This window comes from Mesorhizobium sp. WSM4312, from assembly GCF_002294875.1.
Classification (GTDB): Bacteria; Pseudomonadota; Alphaproteobacteria; order Rhizobiales; family Rhizobiaceae; genus Mesorhizobium.
Window position 1 is genome coordinate 1 of sequence record NZ_NSFU01000012.1, and the last position, 25,843, is coordinate 25,843.

Below are 25,843 nucleotides of genomic sequence, written 5' to 3' on the forward strand. Positions count from 1 at the left end.
AGATGTGTATAAGAGACAGATATATATCCAATTAGCTTAGCATAGCTATTGGAGTTGTAGTACTCATGTAGTAATTCTGTCGATTTATCTGGATTTTTAACAGATCCGAATCCGGCTATATCTCTTTTATCTGATGTTGAATTTCTTATGTACCTATTTGACCGCATTGAGACAATGTCAGAAATTTTATCCGGCGACATGAAATGACAATTATTTCCTGGCCCATCAAGCGAAATATCTACGTCAATAAAGTACTTACTTCTATTAAAAACATAGAATATGCAGAAAGCCAATATAAATAAGAAAAATGAACTTGATAGTATCGTAGAAATGATCGACCAGTATTTTTTCACGAACGCGATCATCGCAATGCCCCCTCCCTACTTCCCCATAAAGCGAAAACCCAATATATGGTAATATCTTGTGGTATATTTGTCTATGCGCCTGGCACCAATTGGCTTGCGACAGATTCGAAGCAAATCGATAGCGAGCCGATGTCCATTGGTATCGAAACCTGTCTTTGATTTAAGGCGCCTGACGTATCAATCGTCGGGCGCCCGGTCCCTCATTTGCCAGCCGGTCCCCCTTGTTCCTGAGCGGGCATTTGTCGATCGACATGCAGCCGCAGCCGATGCAGTCGCTCAGCCCGTCGCGCAGTTTCTTCAACTGGGCGATCTTGTGGTCGAGCGCGTCGCGCCATGCGGTCGACAGCAATCCCCAGTCGTCGCGCGTCGGCGTGCGGCTTTCGGGCAGCGACGCAAGGGCTTCGCCGATTTCGGCGAGCGAGATGCCGACCTCCTGCGCGACCTTGATGATTGCCACCCGCCGCAGCACGTCGCGGCCGTAACGGCGCTGGTTGCCTGACGTGCGGTGGCTGCGGATCAGCCCGCGCGTCTCATAAAAATGCAGTGCCGACACCGCTACGCCGCTGCGCATGGCCACCTGGCCGACCGTCAATTCCGATGCTGGAGCCATTTCCGATTTTCCGCTTGACCTCAAGTTAAGTTGAGCTTGTAGCGAAGAAATGCTGATTGGGCAAATGACAGGAGAAGGCGATGTGCGCCTGGGTGAGAATGGCCAGAGAAACCGCTGTCGTCGGCGACGGCAAGGCTGTCGATGGGCCGCCGATCCTATCCGAGCTGCCGGACGGCCTCGCCCGCCACCATGGCGACGGACAGCGCGACATTGATGCTGCGCGCGATGCCCTGCATGGGGATAGTCAGCCGCGCATCCGCCGCCTGATGGACAGGATCCGGCACGCCCGCGGATTCGCGGCCGAACAGAAGGATGTCGCCGTCCGCAAAGCTGAAGCTGGTGTAGGGGGTCGCAGCTTTGGTCGACAGAAGCACCAACCGGCGCCCGTCCTTGTTGCGCCAGTCCTCGAAGGCGTTCCAGTCGACATGCCGGGTCAGGGCAGCCATTTCGAGGTAGTCCATGCCGGCGCGCTTGAGCGCTTTGTCGGAAAGCGGAAAGCCGGCCGGCTCGATGATGTCGACGCCAAGGCCGAGACAAGCGGCGAAGCGCAGGATTGTCCCGGTATTGCCGGCAATGTCCGGCTGGTAGAGCGCGATGCGGAGACGACGGTTCATTTCCGCATCCTTCTAATAAGTGGCAGATCGGCCACAGGAGCTTCCCGGTTTTGGAAATTCCTGGACCTGCGGGTGGCCATTTTCTGCGAAGTCGGGTATGTCAGTCGCATTGTCAACCCGAACCGATGGAGGGGACACTCATGATGACCATGCACATCCAGCGCCCCTCTCGTGGGCTTGTACGCCTGCCGGCGGCTTCGGTACGACGATTCACCTGACTCTCTAAGACTTGATCGCACCGATTCCCGCCGAGACGATTTTTCGGCTCTTGAAGGAATCCTGCGATGTTTTTCAAAAAGTCAAAAGGGCTGAACGCCCCAGCTGAACATGTCCGGACCGACTCGTTCAGTCGTGTCCGGACCGACGCTTATCGTGTCCAGACCGATGCCGAGCGTCGGTTGCGGACCGAGGCAATCCGCGCCTCCGGCCGAATGCCGGCGGACGATGTTGCTTGGCCTTTTCATCTTTATTTTCATACGGAGGACGGACCGATGTTCGATCCCTACAGAATACCGGGCTCGAGGAGCCTGCATATCCACCGACTGCCGACCTGGGCGCTGTTGATCGGCGAGACCTATTCGTCCGCGGTCCATGCCGAAGTCCGGCGCCGGCCGCATCGCGGCATGCTGCCGGATGTCGATTTCTCGCACGCTGTTCCGGACCCCAGCAGACCTTCGCTGGTGCGCCGGATCATCCGGCTGATCCGGCCGGGTGCGAAAATCAGGCTTGTCGACACCGCGCCGTCAGGATCGGCAAACGAGCCTGTCGGCGAAAAGCCCGCGAACCCCTATATTGGACGAAGTGGGGCCGACGGTCCGGACGATTCCGGACCGTCGGCCCTCGGCGCCACACGGTCCGAGGACTTCGTACGTTCACGCGCCGCGTAAGCGGAAAACAGACTTTCACAGGCATGACCTATGTTGTTGTTTAGCTGGTTTGAAAGAAGGCTCGATCCGTTCCCCGCTGCGGAACCGGTCGAGCCGCCCAAGACACTGGTAGCCTTCTGCCTGCATTATACGCGCGGCGCCTGGCCCTATATCCTTGTCGACGCGGTGCTGGTGGCGGCCATCGCCATCGCGGAAGTCTGGATGTTCGGCTTCCTCGGCCGCATCGTCGACTGGCTGTCGGGGCAGAATCGCGAAACCTTCCTGCAGACGGAAGGCTGGAAGCTCGCCGGAATGGCCTTCATCGTGCTGTTCGCACTGCCGGGCACGGTATGGGTGCATTCGCTGCTCAACCAGCAGACGCTGATGGGCAACTATCCCATGCGCATCCGTTGGCAGGTGCACCGCTACCTGCTCAACCAGTCGATGAGCTTCTACCAGGACGAGTTCGCCGGCCGCATCGCCACCAAGCTGATGCAGACCGCACTCGCCGTGCGCGAATGCGTCATCAAGGTGATCGACGTGCTCAACTACGTCATCGTCTATTTCCTCGGCATGCTGTTGATCGTCGGCTCCGCCGACTGGCGGCTGGCCGCGCCTCTGGCGGTCTGGCTGGTCGGCTACGTGCTGTTGCTGCGCTACTTCATTCCCCGGCTGGGCAAGGTCGGCGAGGAGCAGGCCAATGCGCGCTCGGTCATGACCGGCCGTGTCGTCGACAGCTACTCCAACATCCAGACGGTCAAGCTGTTCAGTCATGCCAAGCGCGAGGCGACCTTCGCCAGGGAAGGCATGATGGGCTTCCTCGACACGGTCTACCGGTCGATGCGGCTGGTGACGGTGCTTTTCGGCACACTCTACATTCTGAACGCCCTGCTGCTGTTCTCGGTCACCGCCATCTCGCTGTGGCTGTGGATGGGGCAAGTGGTGACGATCGGCGCGGTCGCCGTGGTCATCGGCCTGGTGCTGCGGATGTGGGGCATGTCGCAGTGGATCATGTGGGAGATGTCGGGCCTGTTCGAGAACATCGGCACCGTGCAGGACGGCATCGCCTCGATCTCGCTGCCGCGCCTTGTCGAGGACAGGCCGGATGCGAAGGCGATCGCCGTTTCCAGGGGCGAGATCCGCTTCGAGGATATCCGCTTCCACTATGGCAAGCAGAAAGGCGTGATCGAAAACCTGTCGTTGACGGTGAAGCCGGGCGAGAAGGTCGGCATTGTCGGCCGCTCGGGCGCCGGCAAGTCGACGCTGGTCAACCTGCTGTTGCGCTTCTACGATCTGGAAAGCGGCAAGATCCTGATCGACGGCCAGGAGATCGCCGGCGTGAAGCAGGATTCGCTGCGCGCCCAGATCGGCATGGTCACGCAGGACACCTCGCTGCTGCACCGTTCGGTGCGCGAGAACATCCTCTACGGCCGGCCCGATGCTTCGGACGAGATGCTTGTCGAGGCGGCGCGGCGGGCCGAGGCGCTGGACTTCATTGGCGGGCTCGCGGATCACAAGGGCCGCAAGGGGTTCGACGCCTATGTCGGTGACCGCGGCGTCAAATTGTCCGGCGGCCAGCGGCAACGCATCGCCATTGCTCGCGTTATGTTGAAGGATGCGCCTATACTTATCCTTGACGAGGCGACATCGGCGCTGGATTCCGAGGCGGAAGCGGCCATCCAGGAGAACCTCTACAAGCTCATGCAGGGCAAGACCGTCATCGCCATCGCCCATCGGCTGTCGACAATCGCGGCGATGGACAGGCTTGTGGTGATGGATCAAGGCCGTGTCATCGAGGAAGGTTCGCACGAGGAACTGGTCGCCAAGGGCGGGCTCTACGCGCAGCTGTGGCAGCGCCAGTCGGGCGGGTTCCTGCTCGAGGACATACCGGCCGATGTCGCCAATGACGTGATCGCGAAAGGGCAAGCCGCAGAATGATGGCCGCCGCATGATGACAGCCATCTATCGCTGGTTCGAGAACTGGGTCTATCCGTTCAGGGAGCCGACGAATCTTCGGCCGCCGTCGAGTGTCGGCGGCTTTCTGTGGCACTATGTCGGCCAGGCGAAGTTCGCCTTCTTCGCCATGCTGGTCATCGGCGGCATCGCGCCGCTGGTCGAGGCCGGCCTGTTCTACTTCGTCGGGCGGCTGGTCGACATCCTCGACCAGCTTCCCGGCGGGCGCAGCTGGCACGCGCTGTGGGCCGCCGCCGGCCCCGAGTTGGTGTTCATGATCGCGGTGGTGCTGGTCATCCGCACCATCGTCGTCGGCCTGTCGGCGCTGGTCGATGAGCAGACGATCACGCCCGGCTTCTACAATCTGGTGCGCTGGCAGGCGCACCGGCATGTGTCGCGCCAGTCCTACGCCTTCTTCCAGAACGATTTCGCCGGCCGCATCGCGACGAAAGTCTGGCAGGCGGGGCAAGCGACCGGCGACCTGATGGAGAGCTTCATCGAGGTCATCTGGTTCATGGTCGTCTACACGGTGACGACGCTGGCGCTGGTCGCCGGACTGGATCTCCGACTGGCGGTGCTGGTGGTGATCTGGATTTCCGCCTTCGGCTGGCTGGCGAAACTTTATCTGCCGGCGATCCGCAAGCATGCCGAGGCGACAGCCGAGGCCGGCTCGATGATCAATGGCCGCATCGTCGATTCCTATTCCAACGTGCAGACGCTGAAACTGTTCTCGGCCGACGGCGACGACCGCTATATCAAGAACGGCTTCGACATCTATCTCGACGCGCTGCGCCCCTTCACCCGCCGGTTGACCGGCGTGCGTATGGCGCTGACGACACTGTCGGGCGTCATGATCACGACGATCGGTTGCTTTGCCGTCTATCTCTGGGTCGAAGGCTCGATCACCGTCGGCGCGGTCGCCTTCACGCTGTCGCTGGTGCTGCGGCTCAACATGCTGCTCGGCCGGGTGATGATGCAGCTCAACGGCATATTGCGGAATCTCGGTGTGCTGGAGAATTCCAAGGCGCTGATCTCGCAGCCGCTGGGGCTCGTCGATGCGCCCGATGCCAGGGAGCTTGTCGTTGCCGGCGGACGCATCGACGTGAAGGGGGTCGAGTTCCACTATGGCAAGGGGTTCGGCGTGCTGAACGGCATCGACCTTGTCGTCAAGCCCGGCGAAAAGGTCGGGCTGGTCGGGCCATCGGGTGCCGGCAAGACCACGCTCGCCAACCTGATCCTGCGGCTCTACGACCTGGAAGGCGGGTCGATCACTGTCGATGGCCAGAACGTCGCCAAAGTCACGCAGAATTCGCTGCGCGCCAATATCGGCGTCGTCAGCCAGGATACGGCGCTCTTCCACCGTTCACTGCGTGACAACATCAAGCTCGGCATGCCGGATGCAACCGACGCCGAGGTGATCGCGGCGGCCAAGAAGGCCGAGGCGCATGACTTCATCCTCGGCCTGCGCGACAACCGGGAGCGCGCCGGCTACGAGGCCTATGTCGGCGAGCGCGGCGTCAAACTGTCGGGCGGCCAGCGCCAGCGCGTGGCGATTGCCCGCGTCTTTCTGAAGGACGCGCCGATCCTGATCCTCGACGAGGCGACCTCGGCGCTCGATTCCGACATCGAGGCGGCGATCCAGGAGAATCTCGCCCGGCTGATGGAGAACAAGACGGTCATCGCCATCGCCCACCGGCTGTCGACCATCGCCGCGCTCGACCGGCTGGTGGTGCTCGACGGCGGCCGCATCGTCGAGCAAGGCACGCATGATGAACTGGTGGCACTCGGCGGGCTCTATGCGCGGCTGTGGAGGCGGCAGTCCGGCGGCTTCCTCTCTCACGAGGACAGCGTGCTCGAAGAGACGCGGCCGGCGGAGTAGGCGCATGGGCGGGACGCCGGAAGTCGGTTATGTGCTCAAGCGGCTCCGGCCGACCACGCCGGCCTTCGACAGGCTGAAGGATGAGAGCCGGCTGGAAGGCTACTGGATGCTCGTGCGCCTGGCGGATGGCTGGGCAAGTGGCCGCAACAAGTTCCTCAAGCGGGGCGAGGCGTTGTTCGGGGCGTGGCATGGCGCCGAACTTGCCGGTGTATGCGGGCTGAACATCGATCCCTATGCCGGGGGCAGGGACCAGGGCCGGGTCCGGCACCTGTTCGTCAGCGCGCCTCACCGCCGCGCCGGCCTCGGCCGCATGCTGGTCGAGACCGTCATCGATCGGGCACGCCGCCATTTCACCGCGTTGAACACCCGCGCGCCGCGGGACGCCTTCGGCTTCTATGAAAGGCTTGGCTTTCGGCGCGTGGAAGGCGAAGAATTCGTCACCCACCGCATGCTTTTGGGGAAGGGGAACTGAAATGTCCTTGCGTCCGCCGTCCCGTCTTGCCGGCTCTTCGGCCGCTGAAGCGGCCTTCGACGCGCTTGGCCACGAAGTCCTGGCCGAAAAGGCGGCCGCACTCGGCCGCGCCGGCCAAAAGGTCGAGGAAACGCTGGCCATGTTGCGCGACAATGCCGATGAGGAGTTGCGCCCCAAGCTTCTCAAGCAGGCCGCCGAGGCGGTGCACGGCTATTTCATCCAGCGCGAGCTGTGCGGCTTGCGCAAGCACGATGGCGTCATCCGCGAATACGACATCCCCAGGGCCGTGCTGGTCAGGCTCGGCGCCCGCTAGGCTCGGCGCTTGCAGCGGAGATTTCCCTATGGAATCGCGCCAGGCGGATGGCGAGCGCTTCGGGGTTCTCGTCGGCGACGAAGTGCCCGCTGTCGGCTATGACGTCGCCGATGACATTCGAGAGCCCGGCAGCCCGCAGGCCATCGACATAGTCGCCGATCTCGCCGGGCCCGGCCGCACCCCTGAGATACAGCACCGGAACCGCGATCGGCGTGGCGGGCCGCGCGGCATTGGCCTTGGCATCCTCGGGGAAGGCGCGATACCAGGCGAAACCGGCCTGGAGGCTTTCGGGCCGGGAATAGGCCTTTGCGTAGATTTCCCTGGCATCGTCGGGGATCGCGGCCCGATCCTGCGAAAGCACATTGAAGAAGAAGTCGAAATAGGCGCTCTGATGGCCGCTCACCAGCGTTTCCGGCAAGGCCGGAACGGCATGGAATGCAAAGTGCCAGATCTGCGGATTGCGAATGACCTTCTCCCACGGCGCCACGCCTGGAATGACGACATCCATGATCACGGCGCCGCTGAGAATGTCCGGATGGTCGCGCAACAGGGCAAATACGATCTGGCCGCCGACATCATGGCCGGCGACCACGAGGTGCCGCAGCTCGCAAGCCTCGGCGACGCCTCTCATCAGCCTTGCCAGGGTCCGCTTGTCGCCAGCCCGGGGCATGCCTTGTGAGCCACCGATGCAGGGCAGATCGGGGGCGACGACCCGGTAGTCGGCTGCCAGCCGGCCGATCACCCGTTCGAACGCGTAGGAGCTTTGCGGCCATCCGTGCAGCAGGAGGAATGCCGGCGCTTCGGCCGGACCCGCCTCGCGGATGGCAATGCTCAGCCCTTCGATTTCGACGGTCGAGACTTGCATGTCCTGATCCTGCCGACTGCCTCTGCCATAGATCTAGGCGGCAATCGGGAATTCGACAGGGCCTTGAACCGTCACTCGAGCCACTTTGTGATGAACGTGCCGTTCTCGTGAATGTCGGTCGTTTCCAGCGGGCCCGGACCGAGATTGGTGAATTTGTGCGGCGTGTGGGGTGGCACGATGACGATCTGGCCGGCGGAAGCCTCGATTTCCTTGTCGCCCACGGTAAACAGCCCGGTGCCCTGGCGGATGATGAAGATCTCCGCATAAGGGTGGGAATGCAGCCGTGGGCCGCCGCCGACATCGGGCAGGTAGTTGAAAATCAGGCAGGAGCTGGAGCCGTAGGCGCCGCCTTGCAACTCGCCCTTCCAATGGTCGGAGCGAACTGCCCATTCGTCGCGGTCTATGACGTGCGCCATGCGATGGAGGATAGATCACACCGGCGCCCCGTGTCGAGGCAAGCTTGAGCCTTGGATTTTGCTGATATTTCCCGGTTGTTTAGCAGCCTTTTGCGGCCCTCTGCCGTTCCACCGGACAATAGGGGATTTTGTCCCCGCGACAATCTGCCCTTGTGCCTTGAGCCGTCTGGACAAAAACGGGCTTCACGCATAAACCGAAGTCCAAATGCCGGAGGAATTCGCTAGCCTGTTCGCCATGCGCTGTCGGGTTGGCGTGATTGAGCGGGGAACAAGGCTCGGCCACCGGCGCGGAAGAGGCGAAAGGATCAGGCACCCGTGAGCGCAACCGACATCCACGATCCCAATCGTCGAGATTTTCTTTATGTCGCCACGGGCATGGCTGCCGTGGTCGGAGCCGGCGCCGTCGCCTGGCCTTTCATCGACCAGATGCGCCCCGATGCCTCGACGCTGGCGCTCGCCTCGGTGGAAGTCGATGTCGCCTCGCTGACGCCTGGCATGTCGCTGATCGTCAAGTGGCGCGGCAAGCCGGTCGTGGTGCGCAACCGCACCGAAAAGGAAATGAAGGACGGCGAGGCCGTCAACCTCTCCGATCTCAAGGATCCGATCGCCCGCAACGCCAATCTGCCGGCCGATGCGCCGGCGACCGACGCCAACCGCACCACGCCCGGCAAGGAAGCCTGGATGGTGATGGTTCAGGTCTGCACGCATCTGGGCTGCATCCCGCTCGGCCAGGAAGGCGATTTCGGCGGCTGGTTCTGCCCGTGCCATGGTTCGCAATACGACACCGCCGGCCGCATCCGCAAAGGCCCGGCACCGGAAAACATGGCTGTGCCGGTATTCAAATTCATTTCCGATACCAAGATCCTTATCGGTTGAGGCAGGGGATATTTCGATGAGCGAGGGACACTCGACCTATACGCCCAAAACCGGTCTCGGACGCTGGTTCGACGCCCGCATGCCGCTGCCCCGGCTGGTCTATGACAGCTTCGTCGCCTATCCGGTGCCGCGCAACCTCAACTATGCCTGGACCTTCGGCGGCATCCTGTCGATCATGCTGGCGGCGCAGATCCTGACCGGCATCGTGCTGGCCATGCACTACACGGCCGACACCAATCTCGCCTTCGGCTCCGTCGAAAAGATCATGCGCGACGTCAATTCCGGCTGGCTGTTGCGCTACCTGCATGCCAACGGCGCCTCGTTCTTCTTCGTCGCCGTCTACATCCATATTTTCCGTGGCCTCTATTACGGCTCCTACAAGGCGCCGCGCGAGCTGCTGTGGATCCTGGGCTGCATCATCTATCTGCTGATGATGGCGACCGGCTTCATGGGTTATGTGCTGCCATGGGGGCAGATGAGCTTCTGGGGCGCCACCGTCATCACCGGCTTCTTCAGCGCCATTCCACTGGTCGGCGACTGGATCCAGCAGCTGCTGCTCGGCGGCTTTGCCGTCGACAATCCGACGCTGAACCGCTTCTTCGCGCTGCACTACCTCTTGCCGTTCATGATTGCCGGCGTCGTCGTGCTGCACGTCTGGGCACTGCATGTGGTGGGCCAGTCGAACCCGACCGGCATCGAGGTCAAGTCGAAGACCGACACCGTCGCCTTCACGCCCTACGCGACCATCAAGGACGCGTTCGGCATGATCGTGTTCCTGTTCGTCTTCGCCTATTTCGTCTTCTACCTGCCGAACTATCTCGGCCATCCTGACAATTACACGGTCGCCAACCCGCTGAAGACCCCGGCCCATATCGTTCCGGAATGGTACTTCCTGCCGTTCTACGCGATCCTGCGCGCCATCACTTTCAACATCGGGCCGATCAATTCCAAGCTCGGCGGCGTGCTGTGCATGTTCGGCGCCATCGTCATGCTGTTCCTGGTGCCCTGGCTCGACACTTCCAAGGTGCGCTCGGCGGTCTACCGGCCCTGGTACAAGCTGTTCTTCTGGCTGTTCGTGGCCGATGCCATCCTGCTCGGCTGGCTGGGCTCGCAGCCGGCGGAAGGCAGCTATGTCTTCATGGCGCAGATGGCGACGCTTTTCTACTTCGCCTTCTTCCTGGTCGCGCTGCCGGTGCTTGGCCTGATCGAGACGCCGCGCAGGCTGCCGAACTCGATCACCGAGGCGGTGCTCGAAAAGAACAAGGGTGGCAGCGGGCATCCGGCGGGCGCCACGGCCGCGCCAGAGACCAAGGGCTGAGCGGTAGAGAATCTAAGGGGATTTGGCATGAAAAAGATTCTCACCTCGCTGGCGCTGGTCGGCCTTGTGGCCGCCGGCACCGCAGCGTTCGCGGCCGAAGAGGCGCACAACGCCGCGGCACCCACGCATTTCCCGATCGACGAGCCGAAGGAAATGAGCTGGAGCTTCACCGGCCCGTTCGGCACCTATGACAAGGCGCAGCTGCAGCGCGGCCTGAAGGTCTACAAGGAAGTCTGCTCGGCCTGCCATTCGATGAACCTGGTGGCGTTCCGCACGCTGTCGGACCTCGGCTACAACGAAGCCCAGGTCAAGACGCTGGCCGCCGGATACACCATCCATGACGGCCCCAACGACGCCGGCGACATGTTCGACCGTCCCGGCAAGCCGTCCGACCATTTCCCGGCGCCGTTCGCCAATGAGGAAGCCGCGGCTGCCTCCAATGGTGGCGCTGCCCCGCCCGACATGTCGCTGCTGGCCAAGGCGCGCGGCGTCGAGCGCGGCTTTCCGCAGTTCGTCTTCGATATCTTCACCCAGTATGACGCGGGCGGCCCCGACTATATCCATTCGCTGCTGACCGGCTACGACCAGACGCCGCCGGCCGGAATGGTCATTCCCGAGGGCACGCACTACAACCCGTACTTCATGTCCGGCGTGTCGCTGAAGATGCCCAAGCCGCTCTCCGACGGCCAGGTGACCTATGATGACGGTTCGCCGCAGACAGTCGACCAGTATGCCCGCGACGTATCGGCCTTCCTGACGTGGGCCGCCGAGCCGCACATGGAAGACCGCAAGAAGATGGGCTTCCGCGTGCTGGTGTTCCTGCTGCTCTTCGGCGCGCTGGTCTACCTGACCAAGCGCAAGGTGTGGGAAGGCGTGGCCCACTAAGCCGGCGTAGCCAACGACCAAGAAAGGCGCCGAAAGGCGCCTTTTTTGCATGTCCGGCGACATGCTGTGTCACATGACCGTCACCGCCAACAGCGATCCTGCGCCATTCGCACAAAAGGATCGCACCCATGAAGAAATACGCATCGCTGACAGCCGGTCTGCTGTTGCTGGTCATCGGCTCTGCCGCCCGGGCCGAAGACGCAAAACCCTTCGTCACGTACAAGGACATCGACCTGACGATGATCCTGCCGCCGCCACCGGCAAACGATTCGGCGCAGACCAAGGCCGAACTCGGCGAGGTGCTGACGCTGCAGGTGACACGCACGCCCGAGATGGTGGCCAGCGCCGTTGCCGACTCCGAGGAGAATGTCTGGCGCTTTGCCAATGTGATGGGGCCGAATTTCAACAAGGACAAGCTGCCGAAATTCAGTGCCTTCTTCGATCGCGTGGTCGAGACCGAAGGCGCTGTCGTCGATCCGGCCAAGGATGTCTGGAAGCGCCCGCGTCCGCATCAGCTCAGCGACCTCGTCAAGCCTGTGGTCAAGTTGTCGAGCTCCGGCTCCTGGCCATCCGGCCACGCCACCGTCGGCACCATGATGGGCATCATCCTGGCCGACATGGTTCCGGAGAAGCGCGCCGAGATCATGGCGCGGGCGGCCGAATACGCCCACAACCGTGAGGTTGGCGGTATCCACTATGCGTCCGACGTCGAGATGGGCAGGATTTCCGGCAGCGTCATTGCCGCTGTCCTGCTCAACCGGGACGACTTCAAGGCCGAATACGAAGTGGCCAGGGCAGAGCTTCGTTCCGATCTCGGCATGTAAATTCCGTCAGCAGTCGGCTTCGACGCGAGGGGCGCTCCAGGCGCCCCTTTTCTGTTCACGGCCATGCTCGGCGCGAGTTCCGCAATTAGCCCGTTGGCAGGGCTGCATCGGATTGATATTCGAGGCATAGAAGGGCGGGCGAATGCTGGCCTGCCATGGGCCTGGGAAACGATGATGCGGCTTCGCGACTGTCATAACTTTTCCGATTTCCGCCGCATGGCGCAGCGAAAGCTGCCGGGACCGATCTTCGACTACATCGATGGCGCGGCCGACGACGAGGTCACCTATCGCCGCAACACCGAAAGCTTCGAGACCTGCGACCTCGTTCCCAACGTGCTGCGCGGGGTGAGCGAGATCGACATGTCGGTGACGGTGATGGGGCAGAAGCTGGCGATGCCGTTCTATTGCTCGCCGACCGCCCTGCAGCGGTTGTTCCATCATCAGGGCGAGCGCGCGGTGGCCAAGGCCGCCGCCAAATACGGCACCATGTTCGGTGTCTCTTCGCTTGGCACGGTCAGCCTCGAGGAGGCGCGCGGGATCAGTGCCAGTCCGCAGGTCTACCAGTTCTACTTCCACCGGGATCGCGGCCTCAACCGGGCGATGATGCAGCGGGCGAAGCAAGTTGGCGTCGAGGTGATGATGCTGACCGTCGACAGCATCACCGGGGGAAACCGCGAGCGCGACAAGCGCACCGGCTTTGCCATTCCCTTCAAGCTCAACCTCGCGGGGATGGCGCAGTTCGCGCTCAAGCCGGCCTGGGCGATCAATTATTTCACCCATGAGGGGTTCAAGCTGCCGCAGCTCGACGAACATGTCGACATGGGCGGCGGCACGATGTCGATCAGCCGCTATTTCACCGAAATGCTCGACCCGTCGATGACCTGGGACGATGTCGCCGAGATGGTCAGGCAGTGGTCGGGCCCGTTCTGCCTCAAGGGCGTCATGTCGGTCGAGGACGCCAAACGCGCCGTCGAGATCGGCTGCAGCGGCATTGTGCTTTCCAATCATGGCGGCCGGCAGCTGGACGGCTCGCGGGCGGCATTCGACCAGTTGGCCGAGATCGTCGATGCCGTCGGCGACCGGATCGACGTCATCATGGATGGCGGCGTAGAGCGCGGCACGCATGTGCTGAAGGCGCTGTCGCTCGGCGCCAAGGCCGTCGGCATCGGCCGTTACTATCTGTTTCCGCTGGCGGCGGCCGGCCAGCTGGGTGTCGAACGGGCGCTTGAACAGATGCGGGTCGAGATCGAACGCGGCATGAAGCTGATGGGCTGCAGTTCGATCGGACAATTGTCGCGCGAGAACCTGCGCTTCCGGTGACCAGCAGAGGATCGGCGCGGACGGTCACTGCGCCTGGCCAGGCCAATCCTTTGCCGGACGCGCTTGTCTCGGCCGCCACATCGCGCTAGCCGTTGTCGGTCGCGTCGGGCTACGATCAGCCTCCCGCGCGTTCCAAACCTGTCAGCTGGATCATCCGGAGCCGCCTCATGAAACCTTCGCTCGAAGACACGCTGCTGGCGGCGATCCGCACCATCCCGGATTATCCCAAGCCCGGCATCCTGTTTCGCGACATCACCACGCTGCTTGGCAATGCGCGCGCTTTCCGCCGCGCCATCGACGAACTGGTGCATCCCTATGCCGGCCAGAAGGTCGACAAGATCGCCGGCATCGAGGCACGCGGCTTCATCCTGGGCGGGGCCGTCGCCCACCAGCTTTCGGCCGGCTTCGTGCCGATCCGCAAGAAGGGCAAGCTGCCTTTCGAGACGGTGCGCGTCGCCTACAGCCTGGAATACGGGCTGGACGAAATGGAAATGCACAAGGACGGCATTTCCCCAGGCGAAAAGGTGATCCTGGTCGACGACCTGATCGCCACCGGCGGCACGGCGGAAGCGGCGGTCAAGCTGCTGCGCCAGATCGGCGCCGATATTCTTGCCGCCTGCTTCGTCATCGACCTGCCCGATCTCGGCGGCCGCGCCAAGCTCGAGGCGCTTGGCGTGCCGGTAAGGACGCTGATCGGGTTCGAGGGACATTGAGAGGCGGTTCTTCCTTCTCCCCTTGTGGGAGAAGGTGTCGCCGAAGGCGACGGATGAGGGGTGTTCCAGGGAACGCCAACGCCTCACTCCGCTGGAACACCCCTCAACCGTCTCGGCGCTGCGCGCCGATCCACCTTCTCCCACAAGGGGAGAAGGAAGGGGCGTTGCGGCTACTCTACCTTCACCAGCACGGCGCTTTCGAACTCCAGCACCTTGTCGCCGGTCGAATCGAAAGCTTCCGCGCGCAGCGACAGCATTCGCCAGCCGGGGCGCGAGGCGATGGCGCGATGGGACAGCGCGGTGCGGCTGAAGGTGACGGTCTCGCCGGCATGGACCGGCTTCAGCCACTTCAGGTTCTTGAAGCCGGGCGAGGGGCCGAATTCCGGGGCCGGGCCGGGGCCCTTCCAACTGGCCCCCTCGGCATCCATGCTCGCTTCGAGGTTGAGCTTCATCCAGGTGGCGGCGGTGTGCCAGCCGGAGGCGCAAAGCCCGCCGAGCACGCTCTTCCTGGCGGCCGCCTCGTCGATATGGAAGATCTGCGGGTCGTATTTGCGGGCGAACGCCTTGATCGCCTCGGGCTCGAATGTGTGCGAGCCCAGCGTCATCGTGGTGCCGATGCGGAAGAATTCATCCAGGGTCATGCCTGACACCCCGCGGCATCGCGCGTCAGGAACATGACGGAATTCTCAAGCTCGAAGACGCTTTCGCCGCGCTGGTTGACCAGTTCGCTGCGCATGGTGATGAAGCCGAGTTGCGGCTTCGATCGCGACAGGCGTTTGGCCAGGACAACCAAATTGCCTCTGAGCGTATCGCCAGCCAGGACCGGCTTCTTCCATTTGACCTGGTCGACGCCGGGCGCGCCCTGGCAGGTGGAGTCCAAAAGGAAGGCATCGCACAGCATGCGCATGAACATGGCGCAGGTGTGCCAGCCCGAGGCCGAGAGGCCGCCGAGGATGCTGGCCTTGCCGGCTTCCTCGTCGAGATGCATCGGCTGGGCATCGAATTCACTGGCGAACTCGATGATCTCGGCCGCGCTCACCTGTTTCGTGCCGAGGTCGAACGAGGCGCCCTCGACGAAATCCTCATAGGCCCATGTCTTTGCGCTCATGTCGGCAATCCGGTCAAATCCCAAGGATCGGGCAACCCGGATGCAGGCCGGCAGCGATTTGGTCAAGTCCTTTCTGGTGAGCCAGCCTGAGGCAGCCGGCGCCGGCGGCAGCGGTCAGAGCCAGCCGCGGCGGCGGAAATACCAGAAGGGCAGGATCGCCGACAGGATCATCATGCCGATGGCGAAGGGATAGCCAAACTCCCATTTCAGCTCGGGAATGACGTCGAAGTTCATGCCGTAGATCGAGGCGACCAGTGTCGGCGGCAGGAAGATGACGGCGGCGACCGAGAAGATCTTGATGATGGCGTTCTGCTCGATCGAGATCATGCCGAGCGTGGCGTCGAGCAGGAAGGAGATCTTCTGCGACAGGAAGGTGGCGTGGTCGGCGAGCGACAGCACATCGCGCGACAAGGTCTTGATGCGGGCGCGGACATCCTTGCTCATCTTGGTCTGGGTCGCGACATGGGCGAGGAAGCCGGCAAGGCGCTGCAGCGAGATCAGGCTGTCGCGCACGGACGAGGCGATATCTTCCTTGCGGCCGATGGCTTTCAAGAGCTCCTGGAAGTCGCGGTTGCGCTTCGACACTTTGGTCGAGCGCGCTTGGAAAATGTCGCGTGAAATCGTCTCGATATCGCGGCCGGCGCGTTCGAGGATGTCGGCGAGACGGTCGACGATCGCTTCCAGGAGGCCGATCAGGATGGTGTCGCCGCTGGTGCAGCCGGTCGCCACCTTCTCGGCGCGCAGCGGGAAGGTCTTGAAGGCCTTGGGTTCATGATAGCGAATGGTGATCAGCCTGTTGCCGGCGAGCGCGAAGGTGACGGGCGACATCAGGGGATCGTCGACCTCGGTCTGGGCAGGCAAAGTGGCGGTCATGAAGTAGGCGCCATCCTCTATGTAGAGGCGGCTGGAAATCTCGATCTCCTCCATCTCCTCGCGGGTAGGGACGGCGACGCCGAGCCAGTTCTCGATGGTGGCCTCTTCTTCCTTGGTCGGACTGATCAGGTCGGCCCAGACGACCCTGTCGCCATCGGCCAGCAGGTCGTCGACGACGCGCAGGCGATCATTGTCCACGACAAATGCCTTGATCATCGCCAGATCTCCCCTGCGAAGGTTCGTTCGGATTGCGCGTCGTGTCGGATTGCACGGCTCTTCGTCGCGTGCGCGACCGTGTGCCAGCCGCTTAGACCCGTGCCATGACAAAATCAAGACAAGCGTCGGGAGCCGGGCCGGGATCGACCGCTCAGAAGAACTCGTCGAGCAGCCGATACCAGGAAAGCTTCGCCGGCTCGGTTTCCGGCGGCCCGTACCGTTCGAGAAAAGGCTCTATCCAGCTCGAGCCGAGATTGTAGCGGATGCTCCGGCCGGCGAGCACCAGATCCTGGTGACGACCCGCCAGGCGTCAGGTATTGAACTTGAACAGCATGATGTCGCCGTCCTGGACGACATATTCCTTGCCTTCGTCTCGCGCCTTGCCGGCTTCCTTGGCCGCCACTTCGCCGCCCAGCGTGATGAAGTCGTTATAGGCGATGGTCTGGGCGCGAATGAAGCCGCGTTCGAAGTCGGTGTGGATGACGCCGGCGGCCTGCGGGGCCTTGTCGCCCTTGTGGATGGTCCAGGCGCGCGTCTCCTTCGGCCCGACGGTGAAATAGGTGATGAGATGCAAAAGCTCATAACCGGCGCGGATGACCTTGTTGAGGCCGGGCTCGTCGAGGCCGAGCGAGGACAGGAATTCCATCTCTTCCTCGTCGGAGAGCTGGGCGACTTCGGCCTCGATCGCGGCCGAGATCACCACCGTGCCGGCGCCCTGCGCGGCAGCCATCTTTTCCACGGCCCTGGTGTGCTCGTTGCCGGTCGCGGCATCGGCCTCCGCGACATTGCAGACATAGAGCACGGGGTGCGAGGTCAGCAGGTTCAGGCCCTGCAGGATGCGCAAATCTTCCGCCGAGATGCCCTTGAGCAATATACGGGTCGGCTTGCCGGCCTGCAGCAGCTCGAGCGCTGCCTCCATCATCGGCAGCACGGTCGTTGCTTCCTTGTCCTTGCTGCCGGCGCGCTTACGGATCTGGACGATGCGGCGCTCGAGGCTGTCGAGGTCGGCGAGCATCAGCTCGGTCTCGACCGTCTCGGCGTCGGCGACAGGGTCGATGCGGCCCTCGACATGGGTGATGTCGTCATCCTCGAAGCAGCGCAGGACATGCACGATGGCGTCGACCTCGCGGATGTTGGCGAGGAACTGGTTGCCCAGCCCTTCGCCCTTCGAGGCGCCGCGCACCAGGCCGGCAATGTCGACGAAGGAGATGCGGGTCGGGATGATCTCCTTGGACTTGCCGATGGCCGCGATCTTCTGCAGGCGCGGGTCGGGCACCGCCACCTCGCCGGTGTTCGGTTCGATGGTGCAGAACGGATAGTTGGCGGCCTGCGCCGCCGCCGTCCTGGTCAGCGCGTTGAAGAGCGTCGACTTGCCGACGTTGGGCAAGCCAACGATGCCGCATTTGAAACCCATTTTTGTCCAGTCCTATCGGGAAAAGCGAAATTTGATGAGGGCTATGGGCGATAGGGGTGATCAACGTCAAGCCCCGTAAGGCCGCATGCCTACGCGCTCAGTCCTTGTTGCCGAAGAGTTTCTTCAGCATGGCAGCCATCGGGCCGGTCTCCGGCAGTTTGGCGGGCGCCTGCTGCGGGCGTGCCTGGCGGATGTGGCTCTGTTGCTTGGGGGCTTGCTTCGACGCGGGCTTATCGAGTTCCAGAACCGTCTTGCCCTGGACGGCCAGGGCGGCCTTGTTCATGAAGCCGGATTCGTCGCCCTTGACGATCATGGCGGCGTTGTCGGCGATCGCCTCGAGCAAGGGATCGAGCCATTCGCGGTCGGCCTTGGCGAAATCGCCGAGCACATGGTGCTGGACCATTTCCTTGACGCCAGGATGGCCGACGCCGATGCGCACGCGACGATAGGTGTTGCCGACATGGCCGTCGATCGAGCGGATGCCGTTGTGGCCGCCGGCGCCGCCGCCGGTCTTGATGCGCAGCTTGCCTTCGGCAAGGTCGATCTCGTCATAGAAGACAGTGAGCGCGGAAAGCTCGAGCTTGTAGAAGCGCAGCGCCTCGCCGACCGACTGGCCGGACAGGTTCATGAAGGTCTGCGGCTTGATCAGGATGATCTTTTCGCCGGCAATCGTGCCCTCGGCGATCAGGCCCTGGAATTTCTTCGACCAGGGCGAAAAGGAATGGCGGCGGGCAATTGCGTCCGCCGCCATGAAGCCGACATTGTGCCGGTTATCTGCGTATTTCGCGCCCGGATTGCCGAGGCCTGCAAAGACAAGCATCGTCTGCTCCGGGCGGGAAAGAGTTACTTCTCTTCGGCGACAGGTGCCGCTTCAGGTGCAGCCACCTCGGCCGTCTCTTCGACCTCCGGCTTCATCGCCGACGAACCGGCAATGGTCGCGATGGTGAAGTCGCGGTCGGAGATGACCGGCTTGACGCCGGCCGGCAGCTTCACCGCCGAGATGTGGATCGAGTCGCCGATGTTGGTGCCGGTGAGATCGATGGTGATGAATTCCGGGATGGCATTGGCCGGGCAGTGGAACTCGACTTCGTGACGCACGATGTTGAGCACGCCGCCGCGCTTGATGCCGGGAGACTTGTCCTCATTGATGAAGTGGACAGGCACGTCGACATTGACTTCGGTGTCCTTGCCGATGCGCAGGAAGTCGACATGGACAGGGAAATCCTTGACCGGGTCGAGCTGGAAGTCCTTGGGCAGGACCTGGATCTTCTTGCCGTCGACATCGATCGTGGCGACCGTGGTCAGGAACCCGCCGCCGTGGATCTTGTAGTAGATGTCCTTGTAGGTGAGAGCGATCGCCAGGGGAGGCTGCTTGTCACCATAGATTACTGCAGGCACTTTACCGTTGCGGCGAACTGCACGGGCGGACCCCTTACCGACCTGTTCGCGCGCTTCGGCCTTGAGCTCGTAAGTATCGTGGCTCATGGCTTTTCCTTTCGCGTGTTATGGAGCGTTTGCGGAGGGCAGATTGCCCAAGCCGAAAACGTCGAAAGCCGCCAGACCTCGATGTCCGAATGAGGGCGTCCGCTTTGAGACGGAGCTTTGTTCGGGATCACAAGGGAAGGCAGCCTTCCGCCGCGTTGCCTCCAAGGGTGTCTACGCGGGTGGCGGCTCTATAGCGGAAGGTGGCGAGAGGCGCAAGCGGTCGGGCTGGAAGGCATGAAGGGCAGATCGAGGACCGATCTTCGTCTGACAGTCCGCCAGCAGTTGCCATGTCTGCGGTGGGCAACCAGCGATGGCAGTCATCTTTGCCGCGGCATATGTTTAGACAACCAGCGGCGAAGCTTTTGGATCAAAGTGCGTTTGACTCGCGCTCGGGAGCTGATTTGCACGCGCCAGTCCGGAATATCAATCTCGGATTCCGAACTCGCCGCACGGACCTTTTGCGCCAACCATGTCATGTCAACGAGCTCGCATCCATTGGCCAGCAACCGGTTGGTGAGCATCAGCTCATTGAGAATAGCCCGCGCCTTGCTTTCGAAAAACGGCAGCGTTTCAGGTGTGAGATCGAACCTTGAATGCCAGATTACCTCTTCGCCGTCGCCGTCGCCGGTGAGCCAATGCAGCAAAAACTGCTGATATGCTTGCGAGATCGGTGCGTCTTCACGAAAGGGCTGTCGAGGGTTGCCGCTAAAAATCGGCGCGTCCCTGCCGACGCTTACCAGGGATCCCAGGCTGCTGAGTTGCCGCGGGGTCATCAGGATGAACGAGCTGCGGAGCCAAGCCTGCGAACCGATTCCGAAAATCGAGAAAGCCTCACGGCGAGAATCAATGCAACCCAGCGCTCCCTGAAAACCAAGCAACGACCGCAACGAGCCACCATCGATCAATTTGAGATGGTCAGATGCGGATACCGCGAAAGCCGAAGTGGCCAGGTGGACCAGATCATAGTGATGAAGTTTGGCGCCGGTATGGTCGATGCCGCGGTCCCACGCGGAGAATTCCCAATCTTCGTTCGACGCGCCGATCAGTTCGACGCCGCGGTCCAAATCAGAGCCATGACCGACTGGCAGCGAATTGTCGATCACGAGCATGCGATGCGCAACGTCCGGCATCTGGCGGGCGAACATAGCTCGCAAGTCCTGCCATGCGGTCGGATACTTCTCGGTCCCATGACGCACCAGAAGGGTCAAAACACGAAGCGGCTGGGCGTGCATGGCGAATCCAGAAAAAGCGCAGAGAACGCAAGCAAGTCTTGGGAATTTCTCCACTGCCGCAGGTCATGACGAAGCCATTTATCCTGGGGCTGCTGACACCCATTCATCTCATCTTCGCCGCGGCATTCCCTACAGCAGAATCGAGAGCCCTATAGCAGAATCGAGAGCCTGTGGGTCAATTCCCCGTAACGCCTCATGCTCGAAATTTCGTTTCGTGCCAGCCTGGGCACGAGAGGCGAACCAAGGAGCATTTCGATGCCGTGCGAGCGCAGTTCAAGCCGCGCCGAGGCACTCAAGCTTCAGCCGGTGGCTACCGATCGCCGCTCAACGCATCGCGCAGCGCCTGGATTTGCCGGTTCAGCGCATCGAGCTCCGCCAGCGTCATGCCCGAGCGCTCGATCAAGGTCTCGTTGAGGCAGGTGCATTGGACGAGCAGCGCGCGCCCGGCCGATGTCAGGTCGACCTGGACCTGGCGCTCGTCCGCCTGGCTGCGCTGGCGGGTGACCAACCCGGCCTGTTCCATGCGCTTTACCAGGGGGGTGACGGTGCTCGATTCCAAAGCAAGCCGATGAGCGACCCTGCCGACCGACATGCCGTCGGCCTCGCCCAGCGCGTTGAGCACGAGATATTGCGGATAGGTGATCCCCATCTCGTCCAGCATCGGCTTGTAAGTGCGGTTGATCGCCATCGAGGTGGCGTAGAGCGTGAAGCAGAGCTGATTGTCCAAAGGGAGTGGCACGACGCGTTCCTTGTTTGCCGACGTAGGAATTCAATACCACGAAAAATGATATCGCGATACATATTTCTATGGACAAGGCTTTAGGGTTGCGCTAGCGATATAAATGTCGCGATATTGTTTATCGTGAAAAACAATTAAAGGAGATTGAGATGGCCTCGCAGACGAAATCCGGTTCCGGCAGCGGCACGATCACCACCAAGGACGGCACGCAGATTTTCTACAAGGACTGGGGAACCGGTCAGCCCGTCGTCTTCCATCATGGCTGGCCGTTGAGCAGCGACGACTGGGACGCACAGATGCTGTTCTTCCTGGCACAAGGTTACCGCGTCATCGCCCATGACCGGCGTGGCCATGGCCGCTCGACGCAGACGGACACCGGAAATGAGATGGACACCTACGCCGCCGATGTCGCTGAACTCGCCGCGCATCTCGGCCTCAAGAACGCTATCCATGTCGGCCATTCGACCGGCGGCGGCGAGGTGGCGCGCTATGTCGCGAAGTACGGCTCAGGTGGCCGCGTCGCCAAGGCGGTGCTGATCGGCGCGGTGCCGCCGATCATGCTCAAGACGGCGGCCAATCCCGGCGGCTTGCCGATCGAGGTCTTTGACGGTTTCCGCTCCGGCGTCGCAGCCAACCGCGCCCAGCTTTACCGGGATGTCCCGGCCGGCCCGTTCTATGGCTTCAACCGTCCGGACGCGGCAGTGTCGGAGGGCGTCATCGACAATTGGTGGCGCCAGGGCATGATGGGCGGCACCAAGGCGCATTACGATTGCATCAAGGCTTTCTCGGAAACCGACTTCACAGAGGATCTGAAGGCGATCGACGTGCCGGTGCTTGTCATGCATGGCGATGACGACCAGATCGTCCCGATCGCCGACTCAGCGCTGCTGTCGATCAAACTGCTCAAGAAGGGCGAGCTCAAGGTCTACAAGGGTTTCCCGCACGGCATGGCGACAACCCACGCCGATGTCATCAACGCCGACCTGCTGGCCTTCTTCAAGGCCTGAGTTCTCTAAGAAAAAAGGGGCACCCGCCATTTGGCGGGTGCCTTTCCGTATCCGTTCGGGGGCAGCCGAAGCTAGGCTGCTGCCAGCGCCTTCCGGGCTTCCTTCATGTTGGGCAGGAACACCGTCAGCAGGCCCAGGAACGGCAGATACGAGCAGATCTGGAAGACGAAATCGATGCCTTTCATGTCGGCGACGACGCCGAGCACGGCCGCCGCGATGCCGCCCATGCCGAAGGCGAAGCCGAAGAAGATGCCGGCGATCATGCCGACGCGGCCCGGCACCAGTTCCTGGGCGAAGACGACAATGTTGGAGAAGGCCGACGACAGGATGAGGCCGATCAGCACGGTGAGCACCATCGTCCATTCCAGATTGGCGTAGGGCAGCGCCAGCGTGAAGGGCAGCACGCCGACGATCGAGAACCAGATCATCGCCTTCTGTCCGTAGCGATCGCCGAACGGGCCGCCGAGCAGGATGCCCAGCGCCGAGGCGCCGAGGAACAGGAACAGCATCACCTGGCTCATCTGCACCGACACCCCGAACTTATGGATCGAGTAGAAGGTGTAGTAGCTTGCAAGGCTGGCGATGTAGGCGTTCTTGCTCAGCACCAGCAGCGTCAGCACGATCAATGCCCACATCACCTTGCGGCGCGGGAAGGGCGAGACGAAGCTTGCCGCCTTGCGGGTGCCTTGCGCGGCGCGCAGGCGGCTGTACCAGCCGCCGACCTGCCACAAAACGACGATGCCGATCAGCGAGCCGACGGCGAACCAGGCGATGCTGGTCTGGCCGAACGGCACGACGATGAAGGCGGCCAGCAGCGGCCCCATCGACTGGCCGAAATTGCCGCCGACCTGGAACAGCGACTGCGCCAGGCCAAACCGGCCGCCCGAAGCGAAACGCGCGATGCGCGAGGATTCGGGATGAAAGATCGCCGAGCCGATGCCGATCAACGAGGCGCCAATCAGCAGCAGATAATAATGCCCGGCATATGCCAGCACGACCAGGCCGATCAGCGACGAGGCCATGCCGTAGGGCAGGGAATAGGGCATCGGCCGCTTGTCGGTGATCATGCCGATCACCGGCTGCAGCAAGGATGCCGTCACTTGGAAGGTGAAGGTCAGCAGGCCGATCTGCCAGAAATCGAGGCCGTAATTCTGTTTCAGAAGCGGATAAATGGCCGATAGCAGCGACTGCATGATGTCGTTGATGCAATGGCAGAAGCTCACCGCCAGGATGACGGTGAAGGCCGTCGCCTGGGCTGAGGCGTGACTGGCGGTCGCTGGTGACGCGACGCTGGCGGCTGTCGTATCGGTCAAGGCAGGCTCCGTGGTCTTTTTGGCGGGCACGCCCGCGGGCAATCTGGCGGACGCTCCCGCGGCCGCCTCAGGGACGGTTGCCTTATAAGCCGCTTGCCGCGCGACTTCTTTCGTGGTTTGGTCCAATAGTTTCGCAAGTGGGCCATACAAGATGCCGCATGGCAGGGAAATTTTCCGCGCCGGCAATGCCGATCTCGGCCAGTTGCACCAGAGCCGCTGGCAATGGCTGGAGGAGGTCGCCGGGCCGGCGGTGGCGTTGCCGACTGAATATCCCGACGGCTACCACGTGCCGCAACACCGCCACAGGCGCAGCCAGTTGCTGCACGCGCTGGTCGGCGTCGTGCTGGTGACGACGCGGCATGGGCGCTGGATGGTGCCGCCAGACCACGCGATGTGGATTCCGGCCGGCATCGAGCATTCCGTCGAGATGCTGGGCGATGTCTCGATGCGCTCGGTCTATGTCATGCCGGGCGCGATCCCGGGGCTGCCGGAGGGCTTGCGTGTCGTCGGCGTCACCGCGTTGATGCACAGCCTGATCGTGGAATCGGAGAAGCTGCCGCAAGGCGGCGAGTTGGAAGGACGCGGCGGGTTGATCATGAAGCTATTGCTGCATGAGATTCCGACCTTGCCGGAACGGCCGCTCGGCCTGCCATTCCCGTCCGATGCGAGGCTGGCGGCGCTGTGCCGCCGCTTCGTCGCCGCACCGTCGCCGCATGCGACGATCGACGAATGGGCTGACGCCGCCGGCATGAGCCGGCGCTCCTTCACGCGCGCCTTCCAGCGCCAGACCGGCCTGTCGCTGTCGACATGGCGCCAGCAGGCCTGCCTGTTCGCGGCGCTGCCGCGGCTCGCCGATGGCGAGCCGATCACCCGGGTGGCGCTCGATCTCGGCTATGACAGCGTGCCGGCCTTCATCACCATGTTCAAGCGCATGCTGGGCTCGTCGCCGCGCGGCTATATGCGCGGCGCGCGAGACAATAGTGAAGGCATGCGGCGAGCCCCGCCTCGCCTTGAGCCCCCGGCGCCATAGCAAGCAATGCGGGAGCGCATTAACGCCTAGTCCATCTGAACGCCGCTCGCCTTGACGATCGGTTCCCATTTGGCGAGTTCAGCCTTCACATGCGTTGCCAGCTCTTCCGGAGTGGAGGCCACGATCGAGGCGCTGAATTGGCCCATGCGCGCAATCACATCGGGATCCTGCAGCGCCTTGGCTGCTGCCTTATGGAGAACCTCGATCACGTCCGCGGGGGTGCCCGCGGGCGCGAACAGGGCGTTCCAGCTGTAGGTTTCATAGCCGGGAATGGTTTCGGCAATTGCCGGGACGTCAGGGAAGGAGGGAACGCGCTCCTTGGTGGTGACGCCCAGGGCTCGCAGCGTCCCACCCTTGATATGCCCCGATGAAGACGGCAAATTGTCGAACATCATCGGCACCTGATTGGCGATGACATCGTTCAGGGCCGGCCCGGCGCCCTTATAGGGTATGTGCTGCATGCTCACGCCGGCCATCGTCTTGAAAAGCTCGCCCGAGAGATGCAGCGGGGTGCCGTTACCCGATGAGGCGTAGGCGTATTTGTCCGGGTCCTTCTTCAACAGGTCGATCAGTTCCTTGACGTTCTGGGCAGGAAATTGAGGGTTCACGACCAGGACGTTCGGCACCAGCACAAGCAGCGATATCGGAGCAAAATCCTTCTCCGCATCGTAGGGCTTGGTCTTGAGGATGAGCGGGTTGAGCGCGTGTGTCGCAACCGTGCCCATCAGAATCGTGTAGCCGTCAGGATCGGCCCGGGCGACCTGGGCCGCGCCGATGCTGCCGCCGGCCCCGCCGACATTCTCGACGACAATCTGCTGCCCGAGGTTTTCGGACATCTTGTTGGCGACGAGGCGGGCGACCAGGTCCGTGGAGCCGCCCGCGGAAAAGGGAACAACCATCGTGATGGTCCGGTCCGGAAAATCGGCCGCCCAAGCCATTGGCGCCGAAAAGAGAGCCGCGACAGAAACGGCAAGCCCAAGCAAAGTCCTTCGCCGGATTGGCATATGCTACTCCTCCATTGTCTACGGGGGCAGTATGCCACGGCAGGCCCGTCAGGAGAAATTTCTGCTCGCGGGGCGGCGCAGACAAGGGGCCGACAATAGGAGGCGTCCGCTCTACCTGGCCGACGTTTCGTCG

General features: G+C 62.5%; 28 protein-coding genes. 13 read left to right on the forward strand and 15 right to left on the reverse strand.

Features of this window, described 5'->3' with window-relative positions:
• Nucleotides 1-525 precede the first annotated feature (525 nt).
• The gene (soxR, locus tag CK228_RS20710; RefSeq protein ID WP_095789055.1) at nucleotides 526-975 is read right to left on the reverse strand and encodes a redox-sensitive transcriptional activator SoxR; all 450 of its coding nucleotides are present in this window, start codon (nucleotides 973-975) and stop codon (nucleotides 526-528) included.
• A 155-nt stretch (nucleotides 976-1,130) separates the two neighbouring features.
• Nucleotides 1,131-1,589 carry a tRNA (cytidine(34)-2'-O)-methyltransferase gene (locus CK228_RS20715; protein WP_095773517.1) on the reverse strand — a complete coding sequence of 153 codons (459 nt, stop codon included), beginning with the start codon at nucleotides 1,587-1,589 and terminating at the stop codon, nucleotides 1,131-1,133.
• Nucleotides 1,590-2,080: 491 nt separating this feature from the next.
• On the opposite strand from CK228_RS20715, the gene CK228_RS20720 reads away from it, so the two are divergent.
• From CK228_RS20720 to CK228_RS20740, 5 genes are read left to right on the forward strand one after another with little or no spacing between them, the layout of a single operon-like run.
• Nucleotides 2,081-2,476: a hypothetical protein gene (locus CK228_RS20720; RefSeq protein ID WP_095773712.1), complete on the forward strand. Its 396-nt coding sequence runs from the start codon at nucleotides 2,081-2,083 to the stop codon at nucleotides 2,474-2,476.
• A gap of 30 nt (nucleotides 2,477-2,506) precedes the next feature.
• The gene (locus tag CK228_RS20725) at nucleotides 2,507-4,393 is read left to right on the forward strand and encodes an ABC transporter ATP-binding protein (protein ID WP_095773518.1); all 1,887 of its coding nucleotides are present in this window, start codon (nucleotides 2,507-2,509) and stop codon (nucleotides 4,391-4,393) included.
• Nucleotides 4,394-4,403: 10 nt separating this feature from the next.
• Entirely contained in the window at nucleotides 4,404-6,287 is a 1,884-nt protein-coding gene (locus CK228_RS20730) for an ABC transporter ATP-binding protein (RefSeq protein WP_095789056.1), read from the forward strand.
• A gap of 4 nt (nucleotides 6,288-6,291) precedes the next feature.
• On the forward strand, nucleotides 6,292-6,759 hold the full coding sequence (locus CK228_RS20735) for a GNAT family N-acetyltransferase (protein ID WP_095773520.1): 468 nt from the start codon (nucleotides 6,292-6,294) through the stop codon (nucleotides 6,757-6,759).
• 1 nt (nucleotide 6,760) lies between these two features.
• Entirely contained in the window at nucleotides 6,761-7,072 is a 312-nt protein-coding gene (locus CK228_RS20740) for a DUF6665 family protein (RefSeq protein ID WP_095773521.1), read from the forward strand.
• Here the strand turns inward: CK228_RS20740 and CK228_RS20745 are convergent.
• Together CK228_RS20745 and CK228_RS20750 are read right to left on the reverse strand one after the other, a co-directional pair.
• On the reverse strand, nucleotides 7,053-7,937 hold the full coding sequence (locus CK228_RS20745) for an alpha/beta hydrolase (RefSeq protein WP_095789057.1): 885 nt from the start codon (nucleotides 7,935-7,937) through the stop codon (nucleotides 7,053-7,055). The genes CK228_RS20740 and CK228_RS20745 overlap by 20 nt on opposite strands.
• 71 nt (nucleotides 7,938-8,008) lie before the next feature.
• Complete coding sequence (locus tag CK228_RS20750) at nucleotides 8,009-8,353, reverse strand: cupin domain-containing protein (protein WP_095773523.1); 345 nt, start codon at nucleotides 8,351-8,353, stop codon at nucleotides 8,009-8,011.
• Between the two features lie 315 nt (nucleotides 8,354-8,668).
• Between CK228_RS20750 and petA the strand changes: the two genes are divergently transcribed.
• From petA to CK228_RS20780, 6 genes are all read left to right on the forward strand, one after another.
• Nucleotides 8,669-9,229, forward strand: coding sequence for a ubiquinol-cytochrome c reductase iron-sulfur subunit (gene petA / locus CK228_RS20755; protein ID WP_010911121.1), 561 nt, complete (start codon nucleotides 8,669-8,671; stop codon nucleotides 9,227-9,229).
• A 16-nt stretch (nucleotides 9,230-9,245) separates the two neighbouring features.
• Complete coding sequence (locus CK228_RS20760; protein ID WP_095773524.1) at nucleotides 9,246-10,547, forward strand: cytochrome b N-terminal domain-containing protein; 1,302 nt, start codon at nucleotides 9,246-9,248, stop codon at nucleotides 10,545-10,547.
• Between the two features lie 27 nt (nucleotides 10,548-10,574).
• On the forward strand, nucleotides 10,575-11,432 hold the full coding sequence (locus CK228_RS20765; RefSeq protein ID WP_095773525.1) for a cytochrome c1: 858 nt from the start codon (nucleotides 10,575-10,577) through the stop codon (nucleotides 11,430-11,432).
• Between the two features lie 128 nt (nucleotides 11,433-11,560).
• Nucleotides 11,561-12,256 carry a phosphatase PAP2 family protein gene (locus CK228_RS20770; protein ID WP_095773526.1) on the forward strand — a complete coding sequence of 232 codons (696 nt, stop codon included), beginning with the start codon at nucleotides 11,561-11,563 and terminating at the stop codon, nucleotides 12,254-12,256.
• A gap of 174 nt (nucleotides 12,257-12,430) precedes the next feature.
• Nucleotides 12,431-13,576, forward strand: a complete 1,146-nt coding sequence (locus CK228_RS20775; RefSeq protein ID WP_179295988.1) for an alpha-hydroxy acid oxidase — start codon at nucleotides 12,431-12,433, stop codon at nucleotides 13,574-13,576.
• A gap of 167 nt (nucleotides 13,577-13,743) precedes the next feature.
• A complete protein-coding gene (locus CK228_RS20780) occupies nucleotides 13,744-14,289 on the forward strand; it encodes an adenine phosphoribosyltransferase (RefSeq protein ID WP_027047299.1) in 546 nt (181 codons plus the stop codon).
• A gap of 170 nt (nucleotides 14,290-14,459) precedes the next feature.
• Here CK228_RS20780 and CK228_RS20785 read toward each other — a convergent pair whose 3' ends face one another.
• The 9 genes from CK228_RS20785 to CK228_RS20825 form a co-directional block, all read right to left on the reverse strand.
• The gene (locus CK228_RS20785) at nucleotides 14,460-14,930 is read right to left on the reverse strand and encodes a MaoC family dehydratase (RefSeq protein WP_095789059.1); all 471 of its coding nucleotides are present in this window, start codon (nucleotides 14,928-14,930) and stop codon (nucleotides 14,460-14,462) included.
• On the reverse strand, nucleotides 14,927-15,397 hold the full coding sequence (locus CK228_RS20790) for a MaoC family dehydratase (protein ID WP_095773529.1): 471 nt from the start codon (nucleotides 15,395-15,397) through the stop codon (nucleotides 14,927-14,929). Before CK228_RS20790 ends, CK228_RS20785 begins: the two co-directional genes overlap by 4 nt.
• 114 nt (nucleotides 15,398-15,511) lie before the next feature.
• The gene (gene corA / locus CK228_RS20795) at nucleotides 15,512-16,486 is read right to left on the reverse strand and encodes a magnesium/cobalt transporter CorA (protein ID WP_095773530.1); all 975 of its coding nucleotides are present in this window, start codon (nucleotides 16,484-16,486) and stop codon (nucleotides 15,512-15,514) included.
• 151 nt (nucleotides 16,487-16,637) lie between these two features.
• Nucleotides 16,638-16,769 (reverse strand): hypothetical protein, encoded by a 132-nt coding sequence (locus tag CK228_RS35815; protein ID WP_280951030.1) that lies wholly within the window; start codon nucleotides 16,767-16,769, stop codon nucleotides 16,638-16,640.
• A gap of 27 nt (nucleotides 16,770-16,796) precedes the next feature.
• Nucleotides 16,797-17,900, reverse strand: a complete 1,104-nt coding sequence (ychF, locus tag CK228_RS20805) for a redox-regulated ATPase YchF (RefSeq protein WP_095789060.1) — start codon at nucleotides 17,898-17,900, stop codon at nucleotides 16,797-16,799.
• Between the two features lie 97 nt (nucleotides 17,901-17,997).
• Nucleotides 17,998-18,720: an aminoacyl-tRNA hydrolase gene (gene pth, locus CK228_RS20810; protein WP_095789061.1), complete on the reverse strand. Its 723-nt coding sequence runs from the start codon at nucleotides 18,718-18,720 to the stop codon at nucleotides 17,998-18,000.
• Nucleotides 18,721-18,743: 23 nt separating this feature from the next.
• Nucleotides 18,744-19,385, reverse strand: a complete 642-nt coding sequence (locus CK228_RS20815; protein ID WP_095773532.1) for a 50S ribosomal protein L25/general stress protein Ctc — start codon at nucleotides 19,383-19,385, stop codon at nucleotides 18,744-18,746.
• A gap of 317 nt (nucleotides 19,386-19,702) precedes the next feature.
• Complete coding sequence (locus tag CK228_RS20820; RefSeq protein WP_095789062.1) at nucleotides 19,703-20,617, reverse strand: hypothetical protein; 915 nt, start codon at nucleotides 20,615-20,617, stop codon at nucleotides 19,703-19,705.
• 310 nt (nucleotides 20,618-20,927) lie between these two features.
• The gene (locus tag CK228_RS20825; RefSeq protein ID WP_095789063.1) at nucleotides 20,928-21,356 is read right to left on the reverse strand and encodes a MarR family transcriptional regulator; all 429 of its coding nucleotides are present in this window, start codon (nucleotides 21,354-21,356) and stop codon (nucleotides 20,928-20,930) included.
• A gap of 149 nt (nucleotides 21,357-21,505) precedes the next feature.
• On the opposite strand from CK228_RS20825, the gene CK228_RS20830 reads away from it, so the two are divergent.
• The gene (locus CK228_RS20830) at nucleotides 21,506-22,363 is read left to right on the forward strand and encodes an alpha/beta hydrolase (RefSeq protein WP_095773535.1); all 858 of its coding nucleotides are present in this window, start codon (nucleotides 21,506-21,508) and stop codon (nucleotides 22,361-22,363) included.
• 71 nt (nucleotides 22,364-22,434) lie between these two features.
• Here CK228_RS20830 and CK228_RS20835 read toward each other — a convergent pair whose 3' ends face one another.
• Nucleotides 22,435-23,676, reverse strand: coding sequence for an MFS transporter (locus tag CK228_RS20835; RefSeq protein WP_179295989.1), 1,242 nt, complete (start codon nucleotides 23,674-23,676; stop codon nucleotides 22,435-22,437).
• Between the two features lie 151 nt (nucleotides 23,677-23,827).
• Between CK228_RS20835 and CK228_RS20840 the strand changes: the two genes are divergently transcribed.
• Complete coding sequence (locus CK228_RS20840) at nucleotides 23,828-24,706, forward strand: helix-turn-helix transcriptional regulator (protein ID WP_095789064.1); 879 nt, start codon at nucleotides 23,828-23,830, stop codon at nucleotides 24,704-24,706.
• Nucleotides 24,707-24,732: 26 nt separating this feature from the next.
• Here CK228_RS20840 and CK228_RS20845 read toward each other — a convergent pair whose 3' ends face one another.
• Complete coding sequence (locus CK228_RS20845; RefSeq protein ID WP_095773537.1) at nucleotides 24,733-25,710, reverse strand: tripartite tricarboxylate transporter substrate binding protein; 978 nt, start codon at nucleotides 25,708-25,710, stop codon at nucleotides 24,733-24,735.
• Between the last annotated feature and the right edge of the window lie 133 nt (nucleotides 25,711-25,843).